General features: G+C 53.5%; 15 protein-coding genes. 7 read left to right on the top strand and 8 right to left on the bottom strand.

Annotated features, from left to right (window positions below):
* Nucleotides 1-136 precede the first annotated feature (136 nt).
* Together J1778_RS23010 and sbcB are read left to right on the top strand one after the other, a co-directional pair.
* Nucleotides 137-1195 (top strand): glycosyltransferase family 9 protein, encoded by a 1059-nt coding sequence (locus J1778_RS23010; protein WP_217175124.1) that lies wholly within the window; start codon nucleotides 137-139, stop codon nucleotides 1193-1195.
* A gap of 156 nt (nucleotides 1196-1351) precedes the next feature.
* Nucleotides 1352-2779 carry an exodeoxyribonuclease I gene (gene sbcB, locus J1778_RS23005; RefSeq protein ID WP_217175123.1) on the top strand — a complete coding sequence of 476 codons (1428 nt, stop codon included), beginning with the start codon at nucleotides 1352-1354 and terminating at the stop codon, nucleotides 2777-2779.
* 738 nt (nucleotides 2780-3517) lie between these two features.
* Here the strand turns inward: sbcB and J1778_RS23000 are convergent.
* Both J1778_RS23000 and J1778_RS22995 read right to left on the bottom strand, forming a co-directional pair.
* Nucleotides 3518-4894 (bottom strand): APC family permease, encoded by a 1377-nt coding sequence (locus J1778_RS23000; protein ID WP_217175122.1) that lies wholly within the window; start codon nucleotides 4892-4894, stop codon nucleotides 3518-3520.
* 461 nt (nucleotides 4895-5355) lie between these two features.
* Nucleotides 5356-6774 (bottom strand): glutamine synthetase family protein, encoded by a 1419-nt coding sequence (locus J1778_RS22995; RefSeq protein WP_217175365.1) that lies wholly within the window; start codon nucleotides 6772-6774, stop codon nucleotides 5356-5358.
* 369 nt (nucleotides 6775-7143) lie between these two features.
* Between J1778_RS22995 and puuD the strand changes: the two genes are divergently transcribed.
* From puuD to J1778_RS22980, 3 genes are read left to right on the top strand one after another with little or no spacing between them, the layout of a single operon-like run.
* A complete protein-coding gene (gene puuD, locus J1778_RS22990) occupies nucleotides 7144-7947 on the top strand; it encodes a gamma-glutamyl-gamma-aminobutyrate hydrolase (RefSeq protein WP_217175121.1) in 804 nt (267 codons plus the stop codon).
* A gap of 4 nt (nucleotides 7948-7951) precedes the next feature.
* A complete protein-coding gene (gene puuR, locus J1778_RS22985) occupies nucleotides 7952-8509 on the top strand; it encodes an HTH-type transcriptional regulator PuuR (RefSeq protein ID WP_217175120.1) in 558 nt (185 codons plus the stop codon).
* A gap of 50 nt (nucleotides 8510-8559) precedes the next feature.
* The gene (locus tag J1778_RS22980; RefSeq protein ID WP_217175119.1) at nucleotides 8560-9873 is read left to right on the top strand and encodes an NAD(P)/FAD-dependent oxidoreductase; all 1314 of its coding nucleotides are present in this window, start codon (nucleotides 8560-8562) and stop codon (nucleotides 9871-9873) included.
* A 54-nt stretch (nucleotides 9874-9927) separates the two neighbouring features.
* Here the strand turns inward: J1778_RS22980 and J1778_RS22975 are convergent, their stop codons facing one another.
* Entirely contained in the window at nucleotides 9928-10122 is a 195-nt protein-coding gene (locus J1778_RS22975; protein WP_217175118.1) for a hypothetical protein, read from the bottom strand.
* Between the two features lie 194 nt (nucleotides 10123-10316).
* On the opposite strand from J1778_RS22975, the gene J1778_RS22970 reads away from it, so the two are divergent.
* A complete protein-coding gene (locus J1778_RS22970; protein ID WP_217175117.1) occupies nucleotides 10317-12044 on the top strand; it encodes a potassium/proton antiporter in 1728 nt (575 codons plus the stop codon).
* 52 nt (nucleotides 12045-12096) lie between these two features.
* Here the strand turns inward: J1778_RS22970 and osmE are convergent, their stop codons facing one another.
* Nucleotides 12097-12429: an osmotically-inducible lipoprotein OsmE gene (gene osmE / locus J1778_RS22965; protein ID WP_112164491.1), complete on the bottom strand. Its 333-nt coding sequence runs from the start codon at nucleotides 12427-12429 to the stop codon at nucleotides 12097-12099.
* Between the two features lie 254 nt (nucleotides 12430-12683).
* Here osmE and J1778_RS22960 point away from each other — a divergent pair, with 254 nt between their 5' ends.
* Nucleotides 12684-13283 (top strand): cupin, encoded by a 600-nt coding sequence (locus J1778_RS22960; RefSeq protein ID WP_217175116.1) that lies wholly within the window; start codon nucleotides 12684-12686, stop codon nucleotides 13281-13283.
* A 27-nt stretch (nucleotides 13284-13310) separates the two neighbouring features.
* Here J1778_RS22960 and J1778_RS22955 read toward each other — a convergent pair whose 3' ends face one another.
* From J1778_RS22955 to J1778_RS22940, 4 genes are all read right to left on the bottom strand, one after another.
* Nucleotides 13311-13787 (bottom strand): GNAT family N-acetyltransferase, encoded by a 477-nt coding sequence (locus tag J1778_RS22955; protein WP_238484858.1) that lies wholly within the window; start codon nucleotides 13785-13787, stop codon nucleotides 13311-13313.
* Between the two features lie 65 nt (nucleotides 13788-13852).
* A complete protein-coding gene (locus J1778_RS22950) occupies nucleotides 13853-15478 on the bottom strand; it encodes a methyl-accepting chemotaxis protein (RefSeq protein WP_420804097.1) in 1626 nt (541 codons plus the stop codon).
* A 211-nt stretch (nucleotides 15479-15689) separates the two neighbouring features.
* Nucleotides 15690-16757 carry an ABC transporter ATP-binding protein gene (locus tag J1778_RS22945; protein ID WP_217175114.1) on the bottom strand — a complete coding sequence of 356 codons (1068 nt, stop codon included), beginning with the start codon at nucleotides 16755-16757 and terminating at the stop codon, nucleotides 15690-15692.
* On the bottom strand, nucleotides 16750-18519 hold the full coding sequence (locus J1778_RS22940) for an ABC transporter permease (RefSeq protein ID WP_217175113.1): 1770 nt from the start codon (nucleotides 18517-18519) through the stop codon (nucleotides 16750-16752). The genes J1778_RS22945 and J1778_RS22940 overlap by 8 nt, the downstream gene beginning before the upstream one ends.
* Nucleotides 18520-18600 lie beyond the last annotated feature (81 nt).

Below are 18600 nucleotides of genomic sequence, written 5' to 3'. Positions count from 1 at the left end.
AAAAAAGGAGCAAAACCCTTCGAAAGATCCGTAAGGTTGACTTCATAACTACATGCTGGATAACATATAGTAATATGTCTCATTAAAAACAATTATGTAGCATGATGGCAACGTTCCTTTTAGGAAATTTTAAATAATGACATTGCAGAAGCTCAGGAAGTTAAACAGGAAAAAGAATATTTTCCTGAAAAAAGTCAAACTCGACGCCCAATTACTATTCCTGGATAAAATAAAACGTCGGGAACCGGCACAATTCTCAGAGAAGATGAATATCGTCATGCTCTGCAATGCGTTTGGGATTGGCGACGCGATTGTCATGAGCGGCCTGGTCAATGCCCTGCATCAGCAGGGGCATAACATCACCATGCTGTGTGAAAAAAGAACGGCGTTTATTTTCGAGCATTCACCGCTTGTCGACAGTGTGATTATTTTTGAAAAAATCAGTGATCTGAAAAAGGTACCGGTTAAATCCTATGACCTGCTGATTGATATCAATGATAAAAACCATTTAAGCCCCCTCAGATTTAAAATAATAAAATCACTGAACCCGAAAACTGCCCTGACGCTGAACCAGAAGCAATACAAGATTTACGATATATCAATTGATTACCATCAGCCGCATAAGCATACCAGCTGGCGTCACAGAGCCGTTCTTAATACGCTGGGCTACACGGATGCAGTCTGGAAATATGCGCTGACGATCCCGGCTGACATTGAAGCCTCAACAGCACAATTTTTAAGCACGCTGAGTCCGGGAAAACTCGTGGTAATTAATCCTTATTCCACTGAGCAAGCCCGCGATATGTCACCGGCTCAGCTGGCTGAAATAACAGATTATCTGGCTAAAGACGCTAAAAATACGGTGGTGTATATCGGCACGCCGGCCCAGCTGGCAAAAATAGATACTGCTTCAGGAATTAAATTTTCATCCCCTTCTTTCCTGCATGCTGCTGCACTGATTAAAGCCGCCGATCTGGTTATTTCCCCCGACACTTCCGTGGTGCATTTGTGTAAGGTTTATAATAAAAATCTTATCTGCTTATACAACAACAAAGTTTATGGTCAGGGATATCAGAACAATATTGTGTGGGGGCCGGATTATGACAAAGCCATTCAGATTTTGTCACCGGGCAAGCGCGTTGATCAGATAACCACCGAAACCCTTATCGCCGCGCTGGAAAAGTCAGGCTACTGAGGTTCCTGGACCGCACGTTTCCCTGCCAACATTCAGTATCTTCCTCAGCCATGGTATTCTCTGTGGCAGTGATTTCCCCTTTGCTTTGCACGCGTGATTCGCAGAAGTATCACGCTGGCGTAAAGTGCCTTCGACTGAATAAGGCCTGCTTAAACAATGTCAGATAAACCGCAAAAAACCTTCTACTTTCATGACTATGAAACTTTCGGCAAGAATCCGGCGCTGGACAGACCGGCGCAGTTTGCCGGTGTCAGAACCGACGAAGATTTCAATATCATTGAAGAACCGCTGGTCATTTATTGCCGCCCTTCTGATGATTATTTGCCGGAACCGGAAGCGGTAATGATCACGGGTATTACCCCGCAAATCGCGCTGGAACGCGGCGTGATCGAAGCTGAGTTCACAGCGCAGATCCATAAAGCCTTCAGCGTACCGGGCACCTGCATTGTCGGATATAACAATATCCGTTTCGACGATGAAGTCAGCCGTAATATCCTTTATCGTAACTTTTACGACCCTTATGCCTACAGCTGGCAAAACGGCAATTCCCGCTGGGATTTGCTGGACGTGATGCGTGCCTGTTATGCACTGCGCCCCGAAGGCATCAACTGGCCGGAAAATGATGACGGTTTTCCGAGTTTCCGCCTCGAACATTTGACCAAAGCCAACGGCATCGAACACGAGAATGCTCACGACGCGATGGCCGACGTGTACGCCACGATTGCGATGGCGAAGCTGGTCAAACAGGCACAGCCACGATTGTTCAGCTTTTTGCTCGAACACCGCAGCAAGCATAAGCTGAATACGCTGATCGACATTCCGGCTATGGCACCGCTGGTGCATGTTTCCGGTATGTTTGGTGCCGCGCGCGGCAATACCGCGTGGGTCGCGCCGCTGGCCTGGCATCCTGAGAACAAGAACGCGGTGATCATGTGTGATCTGGCCGGTGATATGTCGACGCTGTTGGATCTTAATTCTGATGAAATGCGCGAACGTTTGTACAGCCGTCGCGATGCATTGCAGACCGGGCAATCTCCGCTGCCGATTAAGCTGGTCCATATCAATAAGTGTCCGGTGCTGGCCCCGGCAAAAACGCTGTTGCCGGAAAACGCCGAACGTCTGGGCATTGATCGTCAACGCTGTCTTGAGAATTTGCAGTTGCTACGCCAGAACCCGCAGGTACGCGAAAAAGTGGTCACGATGTTTGCTGAAGCCGAGCCATTTACGCCATCCGATGACGTAGATGCGCGTTTGTACGACGGTTTCTTCAGCGACGCCGATCGCGCTGCCATGCGTATCATTCTGGAAACCCGCCCGGAGAATCTCCCCGCGCTGGATCTGACCTTTAACGATTCCCGCATCGAGCCGTTGTTGTTCCGTTTTCGTGCGCGCAACTACCCTGCCACGCTGACGGATGCCGAGCAAAAGAGATGGATGGCGCACCGGCAGACGAAGCTCACTGACGAACGTTTTCAGAATTATGCGTTAGAGCTTGAGGCGCTCTATAACTTGCATGAGGGGGATGTTGAGAAGATGGCGCTTCTCAAGGCGCTGTTTGAATATGGGAAGAAACTGGTGGGTTAATTTTTGGGGATTCCCCAAAGGCCCCTTTTTGATTTGCTGAAAATTTCGGTTTTTCAAAAGCAGTGAGTACCCATCGTTAAAAGCTGACCGAGTAAATTTCGGTTTCTCACGTGCAGTGATCACTTAATTCGTTGCGCCGAAACCGCCCAAAGGAGGGAAGTGCTTTCCCTCCTTTGGATTCCTCCCCGCTTTTTTACTGCGCGCTATCGCTGGCACGACGGACATATCCTGTGGCAATAGTGAATGGCGCAAAATGTCATCGCTATGCGATTCCCGAACTTCAGGATTCGAGCCTCTGGTCTCGAACCGTTCATTCGGTGCCATTTTTGATCGCGCCAATCAACATTTCTAAAAGATAAAAACCGTTTGCCTATGAATTTAAGATCGTGCGGGCGGTTCAGAAATCTTGCTGAACGGAGCGGCTTCGAGACCTTTGGCTCGAAGACCGAGAGAAGGTACCGCGCAGCGGCAAGATTTCCAGCCTGTCGCAATAGCACCTGAAACATTGTAACAAGCGAAGCGCGCAGTGAAAAAAGCGAGGAGAGTCGAGAGAGGAAAAGCACTTTCCTCTCTCGTCGGTTTCGGCGCGAAAAGCTGTATGACAACCGTTGTTGAAAAACCGAAACTTTCACTAAGCTACTTTAAAAGCCTCTTTTATAGAGGCTTGCTGCAAAGTAGAGCCGCCATTGCAGCGGCCATCTGCAAAGAAAGTTTCCTGCCCTTTTCAAAGGGCAAAAATCAGGCTTCCGGCGCAATCTCCCCGCTCATCTGCGGCGGTTGCTTGCGAAACGCATTGGTGATGAACGCCAGATACCCAAGGCCAATCGCGGCCCAGACCAGGCCCAGTGTCATCGAGCTTGCTTCCAGATTCAGCCACAGCGCACCGACTGTCAGCGCACCAATCACCGGCAGGATCAGGTAGTTGATGTGGTCTTTCAGCGTACGGTTACGTTTTTCACGGATGTAGAACTGTGAAATCACTGACAGGTTCACGAAGGTGAACGCCACCAGCGCACCGAAGTTAATCAGCGCAGTCGCCGTCACCAGATCAAAGGTCACCGCAGACATCGCCACAACGCCGACCAGCAGTACGTTGAACGTCGGAGTACGCCATTTCGGATGCACATAACCAAACAGTTTTTCCGGGAACACACCATCGCGGCCCATCACGTACAGCAGACGGGAAACGCCTGCGTGCGCAGCCATGCCAGAGGCCAGAACGGTCACGCAGCTAAAGCACAGAATGACGGACTGGAAGAACTTACCTGCCACGTACAGCATGATTTCAGGCTGTGATGCGTCCGGATCTTTAAAGCGCGAAATGTCCGGGAAGTACAGTTGCAGGAAGTAAGACACCACGACGAAGATGATGCCGCCAATCAGCGCGGTCAGGAAAATCGCTTTCGGGATGACTTTACCCGCGTTCGGTGTTTCTTCAGACAACGAGCTGATACCGTCGAAGCCCAGGAACGAGAAGCACAAAATGGTCGCGCCGGTAATCATCGGCACCACATGCGCATTCTCACTGAAGAACGGTTTGGTCGTCGCCAGTGTACCCATGCCCTCGCCCATGTAAACGCCACGAACTAACAGACCCAGGAACACCACCATGATGGCCACCTGCACGACAACAATGATGCTGTTCAGGTTAGCAACGACCTTGATCCCTCGCAGGTTGAACGCAGTCATCATGCCGACCAGCGCCACCACGAATATCCACGACGGCACGCCCGGGAAGATGGCTTCCAGGTAAATTTTCGCCAGCAGGATGTTGATCATCGGCATGAACAGGTAGTCCAGCAGTGATGACCAGCCGACCATAAAACCGACATGCGGGCTGATGGCTTTTTGCGCGTAAGTATAAGCAGAACCGGCAGACGGGAAACGCTGCACCAGTTTGCCGTAGCTCACGGCGGTAAACAGCACGGCGATCAGCGCGAAGATGTACGCGGTCGCGACGTGACCATCGGTCAGGCCGGAAACGATGCCGAACGTATCAAAAATGGTCATCGGTTGCAGATAGGCAAGACCCATCATCACAACCTGAACCAGTGTCAGGGTTTTACGCAGTTGTACACGCTGAGTGGCCGGAGCGGCAGATGCATTAGCAGACATGGTTCAGCCCTCCCTGGATTGCAGACACCGGGCGCTTAAACGCCTCTGAAAGCAACGTACAGGGAAAACTTCGTGAGTTATTACCAGTAAACGGGGGATAGATCTTCACGTCGCTGAACGCGGAGGTGAAGGCTGTGCGAATGTGGCCGCAGCTGAAAGTAGCACCGGCGGGCACCGGTACAGGTTTGAAGTATTGCCCCATATTACATTTCCTCATAGTGGCGACCGTTTTTAATTTGGGATCGCACACGAACCTTGTTATCTATCCGGATCTGGGTCCGGCCTCTGTTGAATTAGTTTGGGTACTGCATATATAAAAAAAATAACCGGCGCCTTTAAGCGTCGGTTATCTGCAGTGCGGCGTATTTTGCACAAATCACGCATAAATGACAACATTCAGAGGCGTTGAGTTACAAATTCTTTTCCAGCGATGAACATGATGCGCGTATTCGTTAACCGTCTTAAGCGTTACGTAACATCCAGTCTATCTCCGTTTCCGTCACCCTGCGCTCAAACTGCAACAATTCGTCTGATTTACAGGTGTGATAAACATGTGAAAAACGCTCACCGAGGATTTTTTTCAGCGCGGGCTGATCGTCAAAATCAGTTAACGCATCACTCTGGCGGATAGGCAGCGGAATACCTTCCTGTTCCAGACCGTTACCCGTCACCGGTTCAGGTAACGGCAGATCGTTATCCAGACCGTGCAACATGCCCGCCAGTACAGTGGCGACCACTAAATATGGGTTAGCATCAGCACCCGCCACGCGGTATTCCACACGGTGATCGGCTGTTCCGCCGCATGGCACACGCAATGCAACAGTACGGTTATTATGACCCCAGGACGCCTGCGTCGGGACATACATGCCCGGCTGGAAGCGACGGAAGGCATTAACATTCGGGGCCAATACCGCCATCGAGGCAGGCATTAAAGCAATCATTCCGGCGAGAGAGCGTTTCATCAGCTCAGAATCTTCGCCGCCGGCACCGGCAAACAGGTTTTTGCCGTTGTCATCGAGCACGCTGAGATGGATGTGCATCCCGCTGCCCGCATATTCATCGTAGGGTTTCGCCATAAAGGTGGCGTCCATATCGTGATTTTCTGCCACCAGCCGCACCAGACGTTTGAGCATCAGGGCGTAATCACAGGCGCGCAGAATGTTTTCGCTGTGGTGCAGATTGATTTCGAACTGGCCGGGAGAAGATTCCGCTACCGCGCCATCCGCAGGTAAGCCCTGAATATGAGCCAGGCGATCAATGTCACTGAGCACATCGGCAAAGTGATCCAGATTATCGACGGAATAAACCTGAGTATGCATGCTGCGTTCCTGCGTCCCCGGCGTACACGGCGGCTGAATGTAACCTTCCGCATCGCGCTGCCTGTCGAGCAGATAGAACTCCAGCTCTACCGCTACCACCGGGAACAAGCCCCGCTGGCGCAATGTTTGCCAGATATGGTTCAGCACATTGCGTGGTTCAACGTTAAAGGGAGTGCCATCTTCGTCAAGCATGGTCAGAAGCAGCTGGCCAATATGTTCAGGATCGGAAGCCGATGGCGTTAAGGTGCCGGGAACCGGAATACAGGTGCGGTCGGGTTCGCCCAGCTCCTGGCCTAAACCGGCTTCTTCCACGACATTACCGAGAATGTCCATGGCGAAAACCGATGCCGGGAAATAACAGCCTTTTTCGAGTTTACGGAGCGCTGAGACGGGAATGCGTTTGCCGCGGAAGGAGCCATTGAGATCGGTGAGCAGGACGTCGACGTGAAGGGTTTGCGGGTGACGCTCCAGGTACTGAGTTACTTCATCCTGGAACGCGCTACTTCGCTCTTCAGCGTGCTTAGCGAGGGGTTCGCTAATCTCTTTCTTGATTTCGTTCATCAGTTCAGTCGCTTGCATAGGTTTTCCGCCATTTGCTGGTTTCCGGCATATCAGGCACCACCATGATGCCAGCCGGTTATCTTTACCGGGTCATTACCCTGTTCAACGCAGTGCTCTCATGTCTTTTAGTTCCTCATGGACTTGCTCAAACTTTTTATGCTCAAACCGTTTATTGCTCAAAATAACGGCCATATGATTAACCCTAGCCTTAACATTAATTATTTGCAACACCTACATTTTCGCAACATATCCGTTTGAAAAGCACCCTGAGCGCTGCTAAATTGGTCAATAACAGGTCAATATTCTGAGCAGTAACGTGCGGGGAGGTGCGTGCTGTCAGCAAATTCATCTACTCAACGAGGCGGTATTATGGGCAATATATTTTCCACGCCATCCACGGGAAAAGAGACGCGCTACAGACCGGTCATTGGGGTAGTAATGTGTGAAAACACTGTTGATGAAAACCCGGCCCTGACTGTCCATGAAAAATATCTGGACGCCATCTTTAATGCAGACGCCCTTCCGGTCTGTCTGCCGCATGAACTGGCAGCACGCGAAGGCGCGATAGACCAGATTCTGCGCGGTCTGGACGGCATCTTCCTCACCGGCAGCCCCAGCAATATTGAGCCCCATTTGTACGGTGAAGAAGGTGTCGAGGAGCTGGCCGATCCCGGCCGCGACCGCCTGAGTTTGCAGTTAATCCGTGCCACGCTGGACAAGAAAATTCCGCTTTTCGCCGCCTGTCGCGGAATGCAGGAACTGGTGGTCGCCACCGGCGGCAGTTTGCACCGTAAAGTGCAGGAGGTGCCGGGCTACAATGATCACCGCGAAGACACCACCTTACCGCACGACGAGCAATACGCTCTGGTTCATCCGGTGCATATCGAACCCGGCGGCCTGCTTTCAGAATTGTTACCCGATTATCAGCAGTTTCAGGTGAACTCCCTTCACGGTCAGGGAGCCAACCGTCTGGGCGAAGTCCTGACCGTGGAAGCACGCGCACCGGACAATCTGGTGGAAGCCGTGAGTGTCCGCAATCATCCGTTTGCCCTTGGTGTGCAGTGGCATCCGGAATGGCACAGCATGACAGATCCCGTATCCCGCCAGCTGTTTGACGCTTTTATCGCTGCCTGTCGCAAAGGCCATCAGGCCCGGAGCGCACGAGAGGAATAAACGGATGAGCGAAGTCAGTCTGGCGCCTGGTCGCCGGCTTTCTGAAATTCGCCAGCAACTCGGAATGTCCCAACGCAAAGCCGCCGAGTTGTCTGGCCTGACACACAGCGCCATCAGCACCATTGAACAGGACAAAGTCAGCCCCGCCGTCAGTACATTGCAAAAGCTATTGCGCGTTTACGGGCTGTCACTTTCAGAATTTTTCGCCGAGGAACATAAAAGTAACGAGCCGCGGATCGTGATTAATGCGGCAGATTTAATCGAAATCGGCAGCCGCGGCGTGTCCATGCGCATGGTCCACAACGGCACGCCGAACCCTACCGTCGCCATGCTGCTGGAAACCTATCAACCCGGCAGCACAACGGGTGACAAAATCAAACACCAGGGCGAGGAAGTCGGCACCCTGTTAGAAGGAGAAATCATCTTAACCGTCAACGGTCAGAGTTACCCGCTGCGTGCGGGGCAAAGTTACGCCATTAACACCGCGAACCCTCACAGTTTCAGTAATATTTCGACGCGGATTTGCAGGATTGTTAGCGCACATACCCCTAATACCTTCTAGTTGTCATCGATTCCGGGCGAGGCAACGGGAACCCAAAGAAGGATGTCACCATGAGTGCTCAAACAGGAAGTCCCCGCGCTGTCGGTGTGCCGCACACCGACAGCTATTACGCCAGCTCCGTCAACGACCACGCACCGTGGCCGGAACTGACTGACAATATTGAGTGCGATGTCTGTATTGTCGGTGCCGGTTATACCGGTATTTCTTCTGCTTTATACCTGTGCGAAGCCGGTTACGACGTGGTGGTGCTCGAAGCCGCCCGCGTCGGCTGGGGCGCCAGCGGACGAAACGGCGGCCAGGTCGTCAACTCTTACAGCCGCGATATAGATGTCATTGAGGAACGCTACGGACGTCAGACCGCCGATATGCTCGGCAGCATGATGTTTGAAGGCGCGAATATTATCCGTCAGCGCATCGACCAGTACGCCATCGACTGCGACTACCGTCCCGGCTGCATATTTGCCGCACTCAGTGCGCGCCAGCTGGCAAAACTGCGCGACCAGCAAAAGTTGTGGAACCGCTATGGTCATACTGAACTGCGTCTGCTGGATGAAACTGCTGTGCGCCGGGAAATCGCCACCGACCGTTACGTTGGCGGGCTGCTGGATAAAAATGGCGGTCATTTACACCCGCTCAATCTGGTGCTGGGTGAAGCCGAAGCAGTGCGCCGTCACGGCGGGCGTATTTTTGAAGGCTCGGCGGTCACACGCATCGACCACGGCGAACCGGCGTTAGTGCATACCGCGAAGGGTCAGGTAAAAGCCAGATATGTGATTCTGGCGGGCAACGCCTATCTGAGTCAGCAGCTTGCACCGCGTCTCACGCGCCTCAGCATGCCTTGCGGCTCGCAGATTGTGGCCACCGAACCGCTGTCCGATGACATGGCCCTTTCGCTGTTGCCAAACAATTACTGCGTGGAAGACTGCAATTATCTGCTCGATTATTTCCGCCTCACCGCTGACAACCGGATGTTGTACGGTGGCGGCGTGACCTACGGCGGTAAAAATCCACCCAATATCGATTCGGTGATCCTGCCAAAACTCAACCGCACCTTCCCGCAACTCAAAGGTGTGAAGATTGATTACCGCTGGGGCGGCAATTTCCTGCTGACGCTATCGCGCCTGCCGCAGTTTGGGCGGCTGGAAAATAACATTTATTACATGCAGGGCGACAGCGGGCATGGCGTGACGCTGACGCATCTCGCCGGGAAGCTGATTACCGAAATGCTGCGCGGTGACGCCGAACGTTTCGATGCGTTCGCCCGTTTACCGCACATGCCTTTCTTCGGTGGCCGCAACTTCCAGGTACCCTTTACCATGCTCGGCGCGGCCTATTATTCCCTGCGCGATCGTTTAGGCGTGTAGAACCTCAATCCCCGCAGAACTTCTGCGGGGAGAATAACTGCAACAAACGAATTTTCAGCCTTTGCCCGCGACCGGGAATTCGCTGTCAGTGCTCACTTCGGGCAACTCATTCAGATCTGGCTCGATCCCCTGCGAAATATAATCTTTTGCCGCAATCGACTGCTCATTGCCAGCCGCATCGCGGATCAGCACATGTTTGATCGCCCCGTCTTTCATCACCTCACGGTGTACACCGGTATATTCACTCATTATGGTTTCCTTTTTTAAAAACTGCGCATGGACATCGCTCATCTTTAAGCATAGTTTTTTATTCTGAAGTGCAACTAATAAAAATCCTAAATGAGCCCAGCAACGCGCTCATTTTCCTGATAAATTAGAGTGCTTGTCACTGATGACGAAACCGTACGCCCCCGCACCACTCATGCCTTACAAGGAGAACGCTCTTGGACGCCAGCACGATTAATACTCTTTTCTTTATTGGCGCCCTGTTAGTCGCAGCGAGCATTTTGCTCAGTTCGTTCTCTTCTAAGCTTGGCATCCCTATTTTGGTCATTTTCCTCGCCATCGGCATGCTCGCAGGCGTCGACGGAATTGGCGGTATTGCCTTCGATAATTACCCCGCGGCTTATCTGGTCAGTAACCTGGCGCTGGCAGTTATTTTGCTCGACGGCGGGATGCGCACCCGCGCCTCTTCCTTTCGCGTGGCACTATGGCCCGCGCTGTCGCTGGCGACTGTCGGTGTACTGATAACCGCCGGTCTGACCGGCCTGGCTGCCGCGTGGCTGTTCAATATCAATCTGATGCAGGGTTTGCTGATTGGCGCGATTATCGGCTCGACCGATGCGGCGGCGGTGTTCTCACTTATCGGCGGTAAAGGCCTGAACGAACGAGTCAGCGCTACACTGGAAATTGAATCCGGCAGCAACGACCCGATGGCGGTATTCCTGACCATTACCCTGATCGACATGATTTCCAAAGGCGAACATGGCTTGAGCCTGATGTTTGTGGTGGATGTCGTGCGCCAGTTTGGTCTGGGCATTGTTTTCGGGGTTGGCGGCGGCTGGCTGCTGCACAAGCTGATCAACAAAATTACGCTGGCAGCCGGACTGTATCCGTTACTGGCGTTCAGCGGCGGTTTGCTGGTTTACGCCGCCACCATGGCCCTGGAAGGCAGCGGCATTCTGGCGGTGTATCTGTGCGGCCTGATGCTCGGCAATATGCCGATCCGCAACCGTCACGGCATTTTGCAGACTTTCGACGGGCTGGCGTGGCTCAGCCAGATTGGTATGTTCCTGGTGCTCGGTCTGCTGCTGACGCCGAGCGATCTGCTGCCGATTGCTATCGCAGCGCTGGCGCTCTCGTTGTGGATGATCCTGCTGGCGCGTCCGCTGTCGGTGTTTGTCAGCCTTATCCCGTTCAAAAACTTTACCCTGCGCGAACGCTTCTTTATTTCGTGGGTCGGCCTGCGTGGCGCGGTACCCATCATTCTGGCGGTGTTCCCGATGATGGCCGGGCTGCCTAACGCCACGCTGTATTTCAATGTCGCGTTCTTTATCGTGCTGGTCTCTCTGCTGCTTCAGGGCACCTCTCTGGGTTTCGCGGCGAAAAAAGCCAAAGTGCTGGTACCGCCACAGCCCACGCCGATTTCCCGCGTCGGACTGGATATCGACGTGTATAACGACTGGGAACAATTTATCTATCAGCTGGGCTCGGACAAATGGTGCGTCGGCGCGGCGTTACGTGACCTGCAAATGCCGCAGGCAACACGAATTGCGGCATTATTCCGCGGCAAAGAAATGCTGCATCCGACGGGCAGTACGCGACTAAAAGAAGGCGATATTCTGTGTGTAATCGGACAGGAAAAGGATCTGCCGGAGCTGGGTAAACTGTTCAGCGACAGCAATAAAGTGGTGCTGGATGACCGCTTCTTCGGTGACTTTATCCTGCAGGCAGACGCGCCGCTGGATGCGATTTCACAGCTTTATGGTCTGAATCTGGAAGAGGGTGTCGATCAGTCGCAAACCCTGGGACATTTCGTGATCAGACTGCTCGGTGGCGAACCGGTGATCGGTGACCATATCGAATGGGACGGGCTGACGTGGACGATCGCGGAAATGGACGGTAATCAGGTGAGTAAAGTGGGCGTGAGAATTGTGACGCAAAAGGCTTAAATTCCGTACCCCTTCCCCTCTCACGAGGGGAAGGCGCTAAATCAATACAGCGTTACTGAGCAGCCTGCGGGTCTTTATCGTAGTCTGAACAGCTCTGGTAACCTTTGTTCATGACATGACCGGTGTCGTTATAGCTAACAAAGTAGGTCTGAGCTTTACCATCACGCGGAGCAACCGCATAAGTCTGGCAAGTCCCTTTAGCATGGATAAGCGTGGCTTCAGTCGATGGCGGCCCTGCAATCGCACGAACCTGAGATTTGGTCATACCGACTTTAACATCGCTGACGACCGGCTCTTTGACGTAGCTTGCTGCGCGATCGTAAGTCTGACACCCTGCTAATACAGAAACAGCTGTAGCAACCACAAGTAACATTTTCTTATTCATAAACTTCTCCTCCTGAGTACTTTTTGTATTGTTAAGCATAGAGGACATAAAGGATTTCGCCAGCCAATATGACTTTTATATGTTGATTGCTACAGATTTTAAGTTTTTTCTGATAACCACCGCCCTTGCCTGCTCCCGTCTTTATCAATTCTTTCTCAACTCTTTTTATGTTTCCAAAAACAGGATTTTCAGGTTTTTTTGTTCTATACATGAAAGAGGTAAGCCATTGATTGCGCGATAAGGAGCCATGCCTGATGCTGTTGGACCGACGCCGGTTTGTTACTTTGCTGGGCGTGCTCGCCCTGATGCCGATGCCACATATGGCCTTCGCGACTGCCAGAGAGGTTGCTATGGATACATTGCTGATTAATAAACCCGACGGCGGTGTGCCGAATAACGCATTGCCGGTGCTGATTTATCACCGTGTCATTCCCCCCGATACCGCCGATAATGCCGAATACCTCGAACATCTTTTCCGCACCAACGGCTGGCCGCCGCAGTGGCGTTATCCGGTGTATACCTTTACGCATTTTCACTCCAACACTCATGAAGTGCTGGGTGTTTATGCCGGTAGCGCAAAGCTGCAACTGGGTGGCGAGCACGGCAAGATCATCGAAGTGAAAGTCGGGGATGTACTGTTGCTTCCGGCCGGGATCGGCCATAAACAGATTTCCGCTGATGAAGATTTCATGCTGGTCGGCGCGTATCCGCCGCAAGTGAAAGCTGACCTTTGTCATGATGAACTGCCGCAACTGGCAGCACGCACAAAAGCGGTAAATGCCGTACCGCTGCCTGCAACAGATCCGGTAACCGGACACAGTGAAGGCAGCATGCTGGTGTGGCATCAGAAATAACCGGCCGCCTGAGAGATAAAATGGCTTTCAGAGTGGCAGTTTCATCACCGTCACCTGCTCGCCGGCCTGCTCGCGCTGTTCGGCTTCCTGCCAGCCCAGCCGGGCGTACAACGCCTGCTGATCCGGTGTATAGAGCCACAAAGCGTCAATGCCCGCCGCTTTCGCTTTCTGAATGCAGGCTTTGACCAGCGCACTGCCGATGCCCTTTCCGCGCATACCGGCACAGGTAAACACTTCGCCCAGCCAGTATTCCCGCCCCGGGTGGTCATCCAGCTCATAACGGATCACACTGGCCGTTCCGGCAATCGTCTGTTTATCCGCGAACGCCACCAGCGTGAATTCCCGGGTGTCGTTGCTTATCCGCGTCCGCAACCGCTCACCGATCCGCGCCGGTTCCGCCCAGTGAGCGAACGACGACCATTCTTCGTTGAGCAGTTGTGAAATCGCGGGAATATGCTCCGTATTTTCTGCCAGCGAACAAATCTCCAGCCCGTTGATGACCATTCAAAATCTTCCAGGTGACTGATGTAATGTCACAATTTGTCTGGCGGCAGCGTGTCTGTCAAGCCTCAGGCCGCCGTCAGGGCAAAGCGCGCGACGGCCTTTTCCAGCCGCTGCGACTGATCCAGCAACTGCTGGGAAGATGCCGCCGCATGATCGGCCAGTTTGCCGTTTTGCAAAGTCACCTGATTCAGCGCGGTGATGCGTTCGGAGACATCGTGAACACTTTGTCCCTGATACAATGTCGCCTCTGAAATCTCACTCACCAGCGCACTCAGTCCGCTGAAGATGTGGATAATCTCCTCCAGGCTCTGACTCAGCACCGACACAGACGCCGATCCGCGACCAATCTGTTGCACGGAATCATCAATCAGCTGATGAATACCGCGCGTTGAATGACTGCTCTTTTGCGCCAGCAGGCCGATTTCTTTTGCCACCACGGCAAAACCGCGTCCGTGCTGACCGGCGTGCGCCGCTTCAATCGCGGCGTTGAGCGCCAGAATATTGGTCTGGAACGCCACACCGTCAATCATTGAGACAATACTGCTCATTTCTGACGACTGGCTGACGATCTCTTTCATCGCCATATCCACCTGTCCCATCACTTCGCCGCCACGGGTCGCCACGCCTTTCGCCTGCTCAGCCTGTCGGGTGGCCTGCTGCGCATGGGCCGCGTTCTCTTTCACGCGTTCGTTGAGATGGGTGATGTGTTCGGTGGCGGCGCGCAGTTCTTCGCTCTGAATCGCCGCCTGCGCCGACAATTCTTCGTTGCCTTTTGCCATCTGGTCAATGTTCAGCATGATATGCGCCGAGGCGTCACGCACTTCGCTGACCAGTTTTTGCAGACCGCGCTGCATATTACGCAGGCTGATGCCCAGCTCACGGACTTCAATCACCCGCGCGTTGTCGTCTTCAACGTCCTGTGATAAATCCCCGGCGGCCAGTACGCTGATGTGACCAATCATGCGTTGCAGCGGTCGGATAATCCACGCCGCCACCCCGCGCCAGACCAGCACCGCGATCACCGCCAGTATTATCAGCGCGCCCATGAACAGGGTTTTTGCCTGTGACAAAGCATTCAGCAACCGGTCGCTGAGCGACACCGCCGTATGTTCATTCACTGCCAGATAAGCATAATATTTCTGACTGAAGTCATCCTGAAACGCCTGAACCGGCACTTCAAAGAAGGAGTCGATATTGTTATTTTTTTGCAGGCCATCGGCCTGTTCACGCAGCCCGTCAAAAAACATCTGGTAGCTGGCTTTAAGTTCCGTCGCGGCCTGGCTGCTGTTTTTGGTCATCTCCTGAAACCGGGTAAACGCCTTCTGAGACGCCGTCAGCGAACCGAGCGATTCTTCCATCAGGCTGTTCCAGCTGCCGACCGAGCCGGTTTCTTTATCCTGCATGTAATAAATACCGGCGCGGTTGAGTTTGTCACTGGCCATCAGCAATTCCATACGGGCTTTATCCATCACGGCTTGTTGCTGACGCAAACTTTCGGTAGCGATCACGTTGTTTCGCGCATCCTGAAGTATTTTGGTGAGCACGACGGTGGAGAAAATCTGTAAAGCAGAAAACAGGGCGATAACGCAAATTACCCCAAAAAGTATGCCCCGTGGACGTTTGATGAAACCAGATCGAAACAATCTATTGAATGGCATCTTACCCGTAAGTGAACGAGAGGTTAATATCATGATTATTCTGCATTATTTAAACAGGAAGCAGAATTTTACGCGCGGGAAATGACAGAAATATTTCAATAAACTGTCTGACTTCCGGTAATACCCTAAATAATTGAAGCTGCAGGAAGGCGGCAAGCGATGGGATCCCGATGAGCTTACATAAGTAAGTGATTCGGGTCCCTGAGCGCAGCCAACGCACCTGCAGCTTTAAGTATGACGGGTATTATTTGGGAAAGATCCACACATGCTGTTCAGGTAATTTCAGATGACAATGCTGCGGATCGCGCACATCGGTGCCGTACGCGCGAATGACAAAATCATCGCCCGCCGTGCGGAACAGATATTCCCAGCGGTCACCAAGATACATGCTGGTCAGCAGGGGTAATTCCAGCTGATTCTCGCCCGGCCCTTCAGCCAGCACCACGCGTTCGACGCGGATCACTGCCGTGCCTTCCTGCCCGGCCTGCACGCCCTCTCCCGCCTGTCCCCACAGCACCCAGCCACTGCCTTCGATGCGCGCTTTGCCGTCGCGCACTTCGGTGACTTTGCCATGCAGACGGTTATTGCTGCCCATAAACTCTGCGGTAAACAGCGTTTTCGGCGAGCCGTACATTTCCTGCGGCGTGCCCTGCTGTTCGATCTTGCCATTGTTGAGCAGCAAAATGCGGTCGGAAATCGCCATCGCTTCATTCTGGTCGTGCGTCACCATCAGCGCCGACAGCCCCAGTTTGATGATCAGTTCGCGCAGGAACACCCGGGCTTCCTCACGCAGTTTGGCATCGAGGTTCGACAGCGGCTCGTCGAGCAAAATCACGGGCGGGTTGTAGACCAGCGCTCGGCCAATCGCCACGCGCTGCTGCTGACCACCGGAAAGCTGATGCGGATGGCGTTTGCCCAGATGCCCGAGCCCCAGCTGATTCAGAACATCCTGCACGCGCTGAGTGATTTCACCGGCTGAGACTTTGCGTAACTTCAGGGGATACGCCACGTTCTCAAATACCGTTTTGTGCGGCCACAAGGCGTAGGACTGAAACACCAACCCGAGATTTCGCTCTTCGGCCGGAATTTCGCTGCGCGGTGTGCCGTCGTAGACCTTATTTTTGCCGATGACGATGGTGCCTTTGACTGGCTTTTCCAGTCCGGCAACCGCACGCAGTAAGGTGGTTTTTCCGCTGCCCGAAGGACCGAGCAGTGATACCACTTCGCCACGTTTCAGATCCATCGAAACACCTTTTAACACCGGGTTATCGCCGTAGGTTAAGTGCAGATTGTCGACCGATAATTCAATCATGTAATTTGACTCCAAAACGAAGGGCAATACCCAGACCTAACACCACCAGCAGGATGTTAATAAAGGAGAGCGCGGCCACGATATCAATAGCGCCAGCAGCCCACAGGGAAACCAGCATCGAGCCGATGGTTTCCGTACCCGGTGAAAGCAGATACACACCGGTGGAATATTCGCGCTCGAAAATCAGGAACATCAGCAGCCAGGAACCAATCAGACCGTAACGCGACAGCGGGATCGTAACGTGACGGGTGATCTGCCCGCGGGTCGCACCGGTACTGCGCGCCGCCTCTTCCAGCTCCGGCCCGACCTGCAACAACGTCGAGGATATCAGCCGCAGACCATACGCCATCCACACCACGGTATACGCCAGCCAGACGCTGAAAATCGTGCTGCGCAAGGAACGCAGCCAGACCACCAGGTTATCGCGCAGCCATTGCGACCAGGGCATGCCGGAAAGCCAGCCGGATTTGAGCGCGTTATCGAGCCACATCGGCAGGAAAAGGAATACCCACAGGAAGGCCAGACCGGCCAGCAGCCCCGGCACTGCGCGCGGCACCAGTACGCTGTAATCGAGGAATCGCGTCACGCCATCCGGTTTACGGTGCATCGCGATGCCGATAAACAGATAACAGGCCACCGCCAGTGCGCCGCCGATAACACCAATTGCCATGGAATTGACGATCGCGCGCAGCAGATTCGGCTGTTCCCAGATGGTGCGGAAGGTGTTGAGCGACAGCTCGTCCCAGATGGAGACACCGACGCCCCAGTTGGAGATAAATGCACGCAGCATCACGCCCACCAGCGGAACGCCGATAGTGACGGTCAGCCAGAATGCCACCACGGCCCCGGCCACCCAGCGCCATTTGCCGAGCGGTAAGGCACGTGCCTGTGACGCTTTACCTTTGACCGTCACGAAACGGTTGGCGGTACGCATCAGGCGGCGCTGCAACATGACCAGCGGAATAGTGATACAAATCAGCACCACAGCGACAGCGGCCATCAGATGATAAGACGGCGTGCCGAGTTTATTGGTCAGCTGATACAGATAGGTCGCCAGCACCATGTTGCCTTCCGGATCACCCAGCACCAGCATCAGGCCAAAGACTTCCAGTCCGAGGAAGAACAGCAAAACGGTGGCGTAAAGAATCGACGGACGCACCATCGGCAAACTGACCGCAGTCATCACCTGCAACGGTGAGGCACCGGCGGTTCGCGCGGCTTCTTCGACGTCCGACCCGACGCTGCGCAGCGCCGATGAGATATACAGATACGCGTGCGGAACATGTGTCAGACCGGCGATCACCACGATGCTCGACATGTCGTAGATATTCCACGGCACGAAACCAAGAATAGCCTGCGCCCACAGCGAGAAGAATCCGACCGGCCCGGCAGCCACCACATAGCCGAACCCTAATACCATCGGCGAGACGAAAATCGGCACCAGGATCAGCGGCTCAATCACGCGTCTGCCCGGTAAGTCCGTACGCACCATCAGGAACGCCAGGATCCCGCCGAGCGGAATAGCGATAACCACCAGCCCGAAGGCCAGAATAAAGCCGCTTCTCAGCGCCTTGTAGAAATCCGGATCTGTGAAGATGAATCCAAAGGATTCGAGGCTCCATTCTTTTGACGGGGAAAAGAACGGCGCGGAGAGGAAACTTTGTATCACGATGAACGACAATGGAATGTAGATAACCAGCGCCGTTATCAACACCACAATGCCGCGCGGCAGGCTCTGCCACTTTCTGCGCAATGCATTCATGTTACTTCCCTTTGGTTAGAAACAAGGAGAGCGAAATCAGGCAGGAAAAAGGAAGCGCGACGGAAAGTGACGCGCTTCGAT

The organism is Rahnella bonaserana (genome assembly GCF_019049675.1).
In the GTDB taxonomy this organism is placed as follows: Bacteria; Pseudomonadota; Gammaproteobacteria; order Enterobacterales; family Enterobacteriaceae; genus Rahnella; species Rahnella bonaserana.
This window is presented reverse-complemented; position numbering and strand designations above follow the sequence as displayed.